Here is a 10,816-nt window from a genome sequence, read left to right on the forward strand (position 1 = left end):
GGGCGGGTCGCGGGAGCGCCTTTGAAGGAGGCGCCGATCATCCCCGAGCCGGCCATGGCGAGCAGGACGACGACAACGGTGCCGGCGGCACGCCACGGTTTCCCGTGACGGCCGCCGGCCCTTGTCGCCGTCGCGTCAGGCGACCGACTCATCGGTCCGCCGACGACGCATCAGCACGATCCCGCCCAGGGCGGCGGCGCCGAGCAGGCCCGCACCACCCGCGGCCAGGTTCATGTCGGTGCCGCCGGCCGCGCCGCCGTCACCGCCGTCGACCCCACCGCGCGGCAGGACGACCAGTTCGCCCTCGCCGCAGGAGCCCTTCAGCTCGTAGCGGCCAGGCTTGGCGTCCTTGTCGACCTTGGCTTCGCCGTAGTAGACGAAGTCACGCTTGTGCTCCCAGCCGCCCTCGCGGTCGTGGTCACCCTTGCGGTCGTCCTCTCGGCCGTGCTCACCCTCGCGGTCGTCCTCGCGGCCGTAGTCGCCGGACTCCTCGCCGTTCCAGCCGTTCTCGCTGTCGCCGGACTCCTCGCCGTTCCAGCCGTTCTCGCTGCCGCCGTTCTCCCACGAGCCGTTCTCCTCGTGGCCGCGGGACTCCTCGTCCTTCTTCGAGTCCGAGCCGTACTCCGACCCGTTCTCCTCCGAGCCGTACGAGCCGGAGCCGTTCTCCCACGAGCCGTTCTCCTCGTGGTTGCGGGACTCCTCGTCCTTCTTGTCGCCGTTCTCGCCGTGCTCCTCGCGGCCCGCGGCGTCCTGGCCGTGCTCGTAGCCGTTCCAGTCCTTGCCGTCCTCGTGCTTGTTGCCCTCGTCCTTGCGGTCCTCGTCCTTGCGGTCCTCGTGCTTGTTCTCTTCGTCCTTGCGGTCCTCGTGCTTGCGGTCCTCTTCCTTCTTGTGGTCGTCGGCGGCCGCGTCCGCCGCGCCGCCGCCCTGGCCACCGTTCGCCGACGGCTGCCCGTTCTGCCAGTCGCCGCCGTTCTCGCTGCCCTCGTGCTCACGGCCGTTGTCGTCCTTGCCGTGCTCGTCCTTGCCCTTGTCGTCCTTGCCGTGCTCGTCCTTGCCGTTGTGGTCCTTGCCGTGCTCGTCCTTGCCGTTGTGGTCCTTGCCGTGCTCGTCCTTGCCGTTGTGGTCCTTGCCGTGCTCGTCCTTGCCCTTGTCGTCCTTGCCGTGCTCGTCCTTGCCCTTGTCGTCCTCGCCGCGCCAGTCGCCCCGGTCCTCACCCCGGTCGTCCTTCACGGGCTTGAGGTCGACCTTGCCGGTGACCTTCGACCACACGAAGGCGTGCTCCTGCTTCTCGGAGCAGATTTCGAGGAGCTTGACCTCTTCGCCAGCCTTCACGACGTGCGGCTTGGCCAGGACCTTCCCGTCCCGGTCCTTGCCGTCGTGGTGCCCGTCCGCGAGCGCGACCCCGGGGGTGAACACCAGGAGGGACGCCCCACCGAGGGCGGCGCCCGCGACGACCTTCCCGAGCATCTTCTTAGCCATGACCTGCGTCACTCCATCCCTGTCGTCCTGAACTCGGCGCACCCGAGCTGAGACTGACGTTAGACCGTTTCATGACTTATAAAGGGAAAGATTCGTGTTTCTACGTTCCTACGGCGTAAGCCCTACACGGGTGGTACGCGGCTTTCGCTCCTCTCGGCGTCGCTCGGACGTGTTGGTGCCGCGCTGTCCGTGCCTGCGCTGTCCCCCCGGCTTGGGCAGGCGTGGGTGGTTTGGCCAGCTCGGTGGCGGTGCGGGCGCACGACGAGGCCCCTGCCCGACCGCGGACACGGTCGGGCAGGGGCCTCGTCCTGGAGTGCCGGGACTATCAGGGCACGGTGCGCTCCACGGCGGCCTGGCCCAGCTCGTCGAGGTCTCGGCGGGCCCGTTCGAGATTCTCCGGCGTGAGGTCCTGCCCGCGGGCCATCACCAGGTCCTCGGGATCCCACGGCTGTTCGCCGCCGGTCCGGATGTTGTCCCCACCTGCACCGGTGCCGGTTCCGGTCGCTCCGGTGCCCGCCGCGTACGGGTCACCGAGCAGATCCTCGGTCGAGGCACCCGGCCCGGTGGGGTCCCCCGGCTGGGCGAAGGACGGGTTGTCCCGGTCCGCACCGCCGCCCGTCCGGAGCTGCGGGACGGTGCTGTCGTCGTCCACCGCCGCGGCCATCTCCGGGCTCTCCTCCAGCGGCGGTTGGCGGTCACGATCGCTCATGCTGCTGCCCTCCTGTCCCGAGGCGCCTCTCACGTCTTGCCTGATCCGATCGCGTACCCCACGGGCGGCCCGTCATGCCCGGTCCGCCGGGTGATCGCGCCGCTCAGCGAGGAGTCGCGGGGCCGGGCCCACCGTCGTCCGACCGGTCGGCCACCCGCTCCCGGCCCTCCGGGGCCGGCGGCTCGGCGGGGCGGAGCCACTGCCAGAGCAGCATCAGCAGGCCGAAGGCGAGCATCACGAGGCCGGCCCAGAGGTTGATCCGGACGCCCTGCGCCTTGTCGATCTCGGCCTGACCGTCGAAGACGCCCATCAGGGTGACGACCACTCCGTACACGGCGAAGAGCCCACCGATCACCCGGCGGATGTCGAACAGGCGTGCGGCGGCCGAGCGGCGCTGCTCCGCCTCGCCCCCGTCGGCCAGCGGTTCCCGGGCCGGCTCGCTGCGGTTCTCCATGGCGCCAACACCTTTCCTAGAAGACCGGGATGTAGAGGACGACGGCGAGCACCAGGACGATCACGCCGAGCAGCAGGGGAGAGCGGTACCAGGCGGCGTCACCGGCCAGCACGTCCCCCTTCAGGTCGACGCCGCCCGTGCCGTAGACCAGCCCGCGCAGGTCCTCGTCGCGCTTCGGCCTGGTCAGCGGGGTCAGGATCGCGGCGACCAGGGCCACCGTGCCGAAGGCGAGGCCCGCGCCCCAGAAGCTCTCCTCCAGGTCGGAGTTGAAGTGGATCACTCCGCCCCGGTACAGCAGGTAGGTCCCGACCGCCACCACGGTGCCGGAGAGCAGCGACCAGAAGCCGGCCAGCGCGGTCATCCGCTTCCAGAACATGCCGATGATGAAGGTGCCGAAGAGCGGGGCGTTGAACACCGAGAAGAGGGCCTGGATGTAGTTCATGATGTTGCTGAACCCGGCCGCGATGAAGGCCGTGCCGATGCCGATCACGACGGCCGCGATGGTGGCGTACCGGCCGACCCGCAGGTAGTACTCGTCCGGCCGGTCGCGGCGGACGTACGCCTGCCAGATGTCGTACGTGAAGACGGTGTTGAAGCCGCTCACGTTCGCCGCCATGCCGGCCATGAACGAGGCGAGCAGGCCGGTGACCGCCACCCCCAGCACGCCGTTGGGGAGCAGGTCCCGCATCAACAGCGGGATCGCGTTGTTGTACTGCAGGTCACCGCTCGACGCGCCCAGGCCCTTGACGGTCACCAGCGCGATCAGACCGGGGATCACCGTGACGACCGGGATCAGCAGCTTCGGGTACGCGGCGATGATCGGCGTACGCCTTGCCGCGCTCATGTTCTTCGCCGACAGCGCGCGCTGCACCTCGGCGAAGTTGGTCGTCCAGTAGCCGAACGAGAGTACGAAACCGAGTCCGAAGACGATGCCGAGCCAGTGCGCCCCGAGCGGGTTGGCCGAGCTGCCGGTCTCCTGCCAGGCGTGCAGCCCCGCCTCACCGAGCTTCGAGTCGCGGACCGCGTCCATCAGGCCGGAGACACCGCCCACCTTCACCAGGCCGATCACGGTGACCGGGATCAGACCGGCCAGGATCACGAAGAACTGGAGCACCTCGTTGTAGATCGCGCCGGAGAGACCGCCGATGGTGATGTAGGCCAGCACGATCGCCGCGCCGACGATGATGGCCACCCAGAGCGGCCAGCCGAGCAGCGCCTGCATGACCAGCGCCAGCGCGTAGAGGTTCACCCCGGCGATCAGCACCTGGGCGACCGCGAAGCTGATCGCGTTCAGCAGGTGGGTCGGGCGGTTGAACCGCAGCCGCAGGTACTCGGGGACGCTGCGGACCTTGGAGCCGTAGTAGAAGGGCATCATCACGATGCCGAGGAAGACCATCGCCGGCACGGCGCCGATCCAGTAGTAGTGAACCGTCATCACGCCGTACTGGGCACCGTTGGCGGCCATCCCGATGATCTCCAGCGCCCCGAGGTTGGCGGAGACGAAGGCGAGGCCGGTCACCCAGGCGGGCAGTGACCGGCCGGAGAGGAAGAAGTCGACACTCGTGCGGATCGCCCGGCGGGCGGCGAAGCCGACGCCGAGCACCGTGATGAAGTAGAGCGCCAGGAGGATGTAGTCCAAGGCGTTCATGTCCAGCCGAAGTCCGCCGCCGTCCATCCGCGTCACCTCTCGTCCCGCCGGTCGCGTCTCGCGGGCGGCCTACTACCCGGGGCCGCCGGAATCCACGCCTGACGCGCAGGTTCCGTGCCGGGCGATCGTCCGGCCACGGAGACGAGAGGGCCCCGGCCGGTGGCCGGGGCCCTCTCGTGGACGGTCAGCGACCGAGCACGCGGTCCAGGAAATCCCGGTAGCGGCGAACCGCCATCCGCAGCTCCTCGGTGTCCGCGGAGCCGTCCCCCTGCCAACTGCCGAGGCTGCTCTTCTGCGCCGCCAGCGCGGCGGAGAGCGCCTCGATGGCCTCCTCGACGAGCGCCTCGGCGTGGCCGGCCGCGGCCCGCGGGTCGTCCACGAAGCGCAGCTGGACGTCCCGCCAGCGGTCGCGGAACCCCTGCGCGGTCAGCGAGTCGAAGAGGCTCGCCGGCTCGGCGGCCACGGTGGAGCCGGCCGGACGGGCGGTACCCGCCGAGGCGAGCGTGCCGGAGCGGCCGGCCGGGGCCGAGCCCGGAGCTCCGCGGCCCGCGGCGGCCGGATCGGCATCGGGCGAGACCGCGTCCGGATCGACCGCCCCGGGGACCGGGCTGCCGTAGCCGGCCATGTCGACCGCCCCCGCGTCGGGGTCGCCACCGGGCGCGGTCAGGTCCGCCCGACGCTCCGGACCGCCCTCGACCGCGCCGGGTGGCACGACGGTACGCGGAGCCGACGGGTCCGTCCGGACCGCTGTGGAGGCGGCCGACGCGGTGACGGAGGTGCCCCTGCGGTGCAGTTCGGCGGTCGGATCGGCGCGCGGGCCCTCGCGGGTGCCCTCCTCGGCGCCGTCGCCCGGCCGGGCGGTCCGCTCCTCCCGGGCGTCCGGCTCGTCCTCCGGACGTGGGCTGGCGAGGGCGGACGCGGCCACGGCACCGGCCACCGTGGGGGCGCCGAGGGCGGTCGGCACCGGCCCCGGCTCGTGGAAGCCGCCCTCACCGGCGTCCCGCTGCGCCGTCCGGGCGACCCGGGTGTCGTCGTCGGCGTCGGTGCGGCCGGTTCGGGCGCCGTCGTCGGCCACCGTCGGGTCGTCGAACGTCCCCCGGTCGTCCAGCGCGTCCTCCGGCACCTCCGTCCGCCCACCACTGTCGCCGGCGGGCGGCACGGGTACCGGGGCGGACCGGACGGCCTCGGGGTGGTCGTTGCTCACCTGCTGCTTGTCCTGGCGCATCGCGGTGCCTCCTCAGCGGTTGGTGGCCTTGCGGGCCGGCTCCGGCCGGCGCTGGTCCGGGAGCTCTGCCTCCGGCGCGCGGGGCCCGGGGCGTGCCTCCTCCGACTCGCGCGGCTCCGGGTGATCTCCATCCGAGGCGTGGGGCCCGGCGTGGTCCTCCTCCGGCCGGCGCTGTTCGGGCAGCCGGGGGCGCACCGGCTCCTCTCCGAGCAGGTCGGCGAAGAGCGCGCGGTAGTGCACGACGGCCTGCCGCAGCTGCTCGGTGTCGGCCTCGCCCCGGCTGTTGCGCAGGTGGATCTCGTGCGCGTCCCGATAGTGGGTCAGCGTGCGGGCGTGCTCGACGGAGAGATGGGCGATCTGGTCGGAGAAGTCACCGGTGGGATACCCGCGCTCGGCGATCAGCCGGGTGACCAGCTCGTCCGCGTCGCCGACGGTGTCGGCCGGGGAGTCGATGAAGCGGGCCTGGAGCTCCTCCCAGGCGGCCGCGTACCGGGCCCGGGCCTCCGGGGCGAGCGGGGTGAGCGCCAGTTCCGAGTGGCGGCGTTCCCGCTCGCGCAGCTCCCGCTCCGCGTCGGCGCGGCTGTTGCGTTCGGCGACCACCCGGTCGTACTCCGGGCCGAACCGGTTGCGCAACGACCGTCGGCGCGCCAGCGAGCGGGCGGCGACGGCCAGCGCCACGACCACCAGTACGGCGACGACGATGACGATTATCTGCGTGGGCGACATGGCTCCTCCTTCGTCACCCGGTATTCCCTCGCCTCACCGATCGCCAATCCCGATCCGCCGTACTTTCCTGGGCGATCCCTCCGCCTCGCCGCGCCGGAACGTCGTCGCTGCGCGCCTTGTCCGGTTTCCGACCCGCGGGGTGGCCGGTTCACGGCCGTGCCCCGGACGTGGTGCGTACACGTGATCGGCTCGGTGGGGGGTCACGGGGACCTCCGGGCGTGGCTCGACCCCGGTCACCGGCGGCGACAGGGGTCGAGCGGGCTCGGTCGCGTCGTGGTCGACACCGCTCGCGCGGCGCGGCGCGCTCGCCGGTCATCACCCGGTCGGCACGTGTTCCCATTCCGCTCCACATCGGAGCGTTGTGGTGACCGCAACGGGCGGTAGTGCATCTTGCCGCGATTACGTATCCTGCCCAAGGCGCTCTGCCGGTGCCCGGTGCCAGCTGCCGGGAGGCTCCCCGGTGGGAGCGCTGCCCCGGCCGTCGCCGGCGCCCCTCCTGCCACACCGCCCGGGCGAGGTCCGATGAGAACGCGCGACTGGCCGATCCGCTCGAAGCTGACGGCGCTGGTCGTCGTGCCGGTGACCGCGCTGCTGGCACTCTGGATCTTCGCGACCACGCTCACCTTCGGACCGGCGCTCGACCTGCTCGCCGCCCGCACGTTCCGCTACGACCTGGGCCGTCCCGGTGACGCGGTCGTCGCCGAGCTGCAACGGGAGCGCCGGCTCACCGTCGAGCAACTGGCCGGCGCCCGGCCGCTGCCCGCCCTCGCCGAGCAGCGGGAGCGGACCGACCGGGCGCTCGCCGAGCTGCGCCGCCGGGTCGCGGGCGAGGAGCTGCGGGACGCCGCCGACGCGTCGCTGCAGGCGCGCATCGACCAGCTGGTCACCGCCCTGGACGCGCTCCCCGCCGGGCGGGGCTTCATCGACCGGCGGAAGCTGGACCGGGCCGGCGCCTTCGGCCTCTACAACGGGATGATCGGCTCGGCGTTCCAGGCGTTCGCCGCCACCGCGACGCTGCCCGAGCCGGACCTCAACCGGGAGTCCCGCGCGCTGACCGGGCTCGGCCGCTCCCGGGAACTGCTCGCGCAGGCCGACGCCCTGCTCAGCGGTGTGGTGACCGAGGGGCGGTACGCCGAGGGGGAGCACGCCCGGCTGGTGCAGATCATCGGCAACCAACGCTTCCTCACCGAGGACGCGGTGGCCGACCTGCCCGCCGCCGAACGGGCCGCCTACCAGCGGCTGACCGAGCAGGCGGCCTTCGCGCGGCTGCGGGTGATGCAGGACCGCCTGGTCGCCGGGGACCCCCGGACGGCGCCGCCGGTCGACCCGGCCGGCTGGCAGGCCAGCTACGACGAGGTGCAGCAGCAGCTGCGGGAGTACGAGTTGGACGCGGCCGACGGGCTCGCGGACCGGTCGGTGCCGACCGCGGTTCGGATCCTCGTCCGGCTCGCCGTCGCCGGAGTCCTCGGGCTGGTCGCCGTCGTCGCCTCGGTGCTGGTCGCGGTGCGGGTCGGCCGGACGCTGGCCCGCCGGCTCAGCGGCGTACGGACCGCGGCCCTGGAACTCGCCGAGCAGCGGCTGCCCGAGGTGGTGGCCCGGCTGCGGCGGGGCGAGCAGGTCGACGTGACCCGCGAGGCCCCTCCGCTGGAGCACGGCGACGACGAGATCGGCCAGGTCGGCCGGGCCTTCAACGAGGTGCAGCGCACCGCGATCCGGGCGGCGGTCGACGAGGTCACTCTGCGGCGCGGCCTCAACGAGGTCTTCCTGAACATCGCCCGGCGCAGCCAGAGCCTGGTGCACCGGCAGCTCGCCCTGCTCGACCGGATGGAGCGGGGCACCGAGGACCCGGACGCGCTGGCCGAGCTGTTCCAGGTGGACCACATCGCCACCCGGCTGCGCCGGCACGCCGAGGATCTGGTCATCCTGGCCGGCGCCGCCCCGGGACGGGGTTGGCGCAACCCGGTCGCCGTCGTGGACCTCGTCCGCGGCGCGATCTCGGAGGTCGAGGCGTACGACCGGGTGGAGATCGTCGACGTGCAACCGGCCGGGGTGCTCGGGCGGGCGGTCGGCGACGTGATCCACCTGCTCGCCGAGCTGATCGAGAACGCCACCGCCTTCTCCCCGCCGGACACCCGGGTCAGCGTCAGCGGTCAGCGGGTGGCCAACGGGTACGCCCTGGAGGTCACCGATCAAGGGCTGGGCATGTCGGACGCCGCCCTGGAGGAGGCAGGCCGGCGGCTCTCCCGCTCGCCCGAGTTCGATCCCGCCGAGAGCGCCCGGCTCGGTCTCTTCGTGGTGGCGCGGCTGGCCGCGCGGCACGCCGTCCGGGTCAACCTGGGCAGGTCGGAGGCGGGCGGGATCACGGCCGTGGTGCTCGTTCCGGCGGAGCTGATCACCGACGAGCCGGCCCCGGGTGTGGGGGACGTCGTCGGCCGGATGCCGGACCGCCGCCTGACCGCCGCCCGAGGTCGGGCGGCGCCCCGACCGCGGGCGGCCACGGGTCGACGCGCCCCGGCACCGGCACCGGCGACCGCCGGCCCCGGTACGGCGGTGCAGGGGCTCACCCCGCCCGCGCCGTCCCGACTCGTCGAGGCGCAGCCTCCGACGGCCGCCGGAGAGACCACTCCGGCCGACGTGGACGGCCTGCCCCGGCGGGTCCGCCGGCGGCCCCCCGCCCGGTCCGCGCACCCCGCCGACGGCACACCTTCGCCGCGCCCGCCCGAGGAGGCGCGCCGGGTGATGGCGGCGTTGCAGGCGGGCACGGCCCGTGGCCGTGCCGCCGCGTCGACCGGCCCGGCGCCGCGCACCAGCCCCCACCCGGCCCCGCCGTCCGACACACGGGCGGCCGGCGGAGAACCGACCGAGACTGAGAGGGACGCCTAGTGCAGCAATCGACGAAGCAGAGCGCCGATCTCGACTGGCTGCTCGACGAGCTGGTGCAACGGGTGCCGGCCGCCCGCGAGGCGGTGGTGCTGTCGGCGGACGGGCTGCTCCTCGGCTCCACCGCCGAGCTGGACCGGGACGACGCCGAGCACCTGTGCGCACTGGCCGCCGGATTCGCCAGCCTGGCCCGTGGTGCGAGCCGGCACGTCGACGGCGGGCCGGTACGGCAGACCGTGGTGGAGATGGAGTCGGCGTACCTCTTCGTCACCGCCGCCGGGCAGGGCGCCTGCCTCGCCGTCGTGAGCGACGCGGACGCGGACATGGGCCTGGTGGCGTACGAGATGGCGATGCTGGTCATCCGGGTCGGTGAGTACCTGACCGCCCCGGCCCGGCCGTCCACGGGTGCGGTCGATGCTGACTGAGCCGCCCGGGCCACACCCGGAGTGGCTGGACGACGACGCGGGCCCGGTCGTCCGCCCCTACACCCTCACCGGCGGCCGGGTCCGTTCCGCCGCAGACGGGTTCGACCTGGTCGCGTTCATCCTGGCGAGGCCGCACGCGAACGCGGCCGACCCGCGGCTCGCGCCGGAGCACCGGCGACTCGTCGAGCTGACCCACCGGCCGGTGCCGGTGGCGGAGCTGGCGGCCGAGCTGGACCTCGCGGTCGGCGTCGTCCGGGTGCTCCTCGGTGACCTGCTCGCGCGCGGCCTGATCGCGGTGCACGAGCCGCTCTCCGCGTCCTCCATCCCCGACGACGACATCCTCAAGGCGGTGGTCAGTGGACTCCGTGCGCTGTGACCGGACGGGCACCGGGGCCTGGGTCCCCCTGGCGCTGAAGATCCTCGTCGCCGGTGGGTTCGGCGCCGGCAAGACGACGCTGGTGAGCGCCTTGAGCGAGGTCCGGCCCCTGCAGACCGAGGAGATCCTGACCGGCGCCGGGGCCGAGACCGACGACATCTCCGGCGTGGAGGGGAAGTCCACCACCACTGTCGCGATGGACTTCGGCCGGATCACCATCAACGACGACCTCCAGCTCTACCTCTTCGGCACCCCGGGGCAGGACCGTTTCTGGTTCCTCTGGGACGAGTTGGCCTTCGGGGCGCTCGGCGCGGTGGTGCTGGCCGACACCCGTCGCCTCGCCGACTGCTTCCCCTCGATCGACTACTTCGAGCAGCGGGGCATCCCGTTCGTGGTGGGGGTGAACTGCTTCGACGGTGCCCGCGAGTACGACCTGGCGACCGTACGTCGGGCGCTGGACCTCGACCCGGAGGTGCCGGTGATGCTCTGCGACGCGCGGGACCGGCAGTCCGGCAAGCTGGTGCTGATCGGCCTGGTCGAGCACGTCGCCCGGCAGCGGGGTGAGCCGGTGCCGGTGGCCTGAGCGGTGGCCCCGCCCCACCGCCGCCCCTGCTGCCCGAGCCGCGGCGGCCGGCGACCCGGTGAAAAGGCGCCCTCGGATGGCTGACCGGGCGGCGACGGGGAAAGTCTCTGGTTGGATCTGACGCAGGCGTCGGCGGAGGGCGGATCAGGTGAACGGTCGGGGTGAGCTCGTCCACATCGGGTGCTACACGACGGAGAGCGGCGGGCGCGGAACCGGGATCATGGCGGCCCGCCGCGATCCGGCGTCCGGCGTGTTGACACTGCTCGACACCGTCGGGCCGACCCCCTCCCCGTCGTTCCTCGCCCGCCACC

At 73.1% G+C, this 10,816-nt stretch carries 10 protein-coding genes and 1 pseudogene; 4 read left to right on the forward strand and 7 right to left on the reverse strand.

Annotated elements, in window-relative coordinates; all coding sequences use genetic code 11:
- From E1211_RS33550 to E1211_RS26230, 7 genes and pseudogenes are all read right to left on the reverse strand, one after another.
- Positions 1 to 152, reverse strand: a pseudogene (locus E1211_RS33550) (class F sortase); the annotation flags it as partial.
- Positions 136 to 1,479, reverse strand: coding sequence for a hypothetical protein (locus tag E1211_RS26205; RefSeq protein ID WP_132351908.1), 1,344 nt, complete (start codon positions 1,477 to 1,479; stop codon positions 136 to 138). The gene E1211_RS26205 and the pseudogene E1211_RS33550, both read right to left, overlap by 17 nt.
- A 325-nt stretch (positions 1,480 to 1,804) precedes the next feature.
- On the reverse strand, positions 1,805 to 2,188 hold the full coding sequence (locus tag E1211_RS26210) for a hypothetical protein (protein ID WP_132351910.1): 384 nt from the start codon (positions 2,186 to 2,188) through the stop codon (positions 1,805 to 1,807).
- A 103-nt stretch (positions 2,189 to 2,291) separates the two neighbouring features.
- Positions 2,292 to 2,642: a hypothetical protein gene (locus E1211_RS26215; protein WP_132351912.1), complete on the reverse strand. Its 351-nt coding sequence runs from the start codon at positions 2,640 to 2,642 to the stop codon at positions 2,292 to 2,294.
- A gap of 16 nt (positions 2,643 to 2,658) precedes the next feature.
- A complete protein-coding gene (locus E1211_RS26220; protein ID WP_132351914.1) occupies positions 2,659 to 4,317 on the reverse strand; it encodes a sodium:solute symporter family protein in 1,659 nt (552 codons plus the stop codon).
- A 157-nt stretch (positions 4,318 to 4,474) separates the two neighbouring features.
- The gene (locus tag E1211_RS26225; RefSeq protein ID WP_132351916.1) at positions 4,475 to 5,515 is read right to left on the reverse strand and encodes a hypothetical protein; all 1,041 of its coding nucleotides are present in this window, start codon (positions 5,513 to 5,515) and stop codon (positions 4,475 to 4,477) included.
- A 12-nt stretch (positions 5,516 to 5,527) separates the two neighbouring features.
- Complete coding sequence (locus tag E1211_RS26230; RefSeq protein WP_243709704.1) at positions 5,528 to 6,241, reverse strand: hypothetical protein; 714 nt, start codon at positions 6,239 to 6,241, stop codon at positions 5,528 to 5,530.
- A gap of 522 nt (positions 6,242 to 6,763) precedes the next feature.
- Between E1211_RS26230 and E1211_RS26235 the strand changes: the two genes are divergently transcribed.
- The 4 genes from E1211_RS26235 to E1211_RS26250 are packed head-to-tail and all read left to right on the forward strand — an operon-like array spanning position 6,764 to position 10,505.
- Positions 6,764 to 9,124 carry a nitrate- and nitrite sensing domain-containing protein gene (locus tag E1211_RS26235; RefSeq protein WP_132351918.1) on the forward strand — a complete coding sequence of 787 codons (2,361 nt, stop codon included), beginning with the start codon at positions 6,764 to 6,766 and terminating at the stop codon, positions 9,122 to 9,124.
- Complete coding sequence (locus E1211_RS26240; protein WP_132351920.1) at positions 9,124 to 9,546, forward strand: roadblock/LC7 domain-containing protein; 423 nt, start codon at positions 9,124 to 9,126, stop codon at positions 9,544 to 9,546. The genes E1211_RS26235 and E1211_RS26240 overlap by 1 nt, the downstream gene beginning before the upstream one ends.
- Positions 9,536 to 9,922, forward strand: a complete 387-nt coding sequence (locus tag E1211_RS26245) for a DUF742 domain-containing protein (protein ID WP_132351922.1) — start codon at positions 9,536 to 9,538, stop codon at positions 9,920 to 9,922. Before E1211_RS26240 ends, E1211_RS26245 begins: the two co-directional genes overlap by 11 nt.
- Complete coding sequence (locus E1211_RS26250; RefSeq protein ID WP_132351924.1) at positions 9,903 to 10,505, forward strand: ATP/GTP-binding protein; 603 nt, start codon at positions 9,903 to 9,905, stop codon at positions 10,503 to 10,505. The genes E1211_RS26245 and E1211_RS26250 overlap by 20 nt, the downstream gene beginning before the upstream one ends.
- Positions 10,506 to 10,816 lie beyond the last annotated feature (311 nt).

The sequence above is a fragment of the Micromonospora sp. 15K316 genome (assembly GCF_004348525.1).
Classification (GTDB): domain Bacteria; phylum Actinomycetota; class Actinomycetes; order Mycobacteriales; family Micromonosporaceae; genus Micromonospora.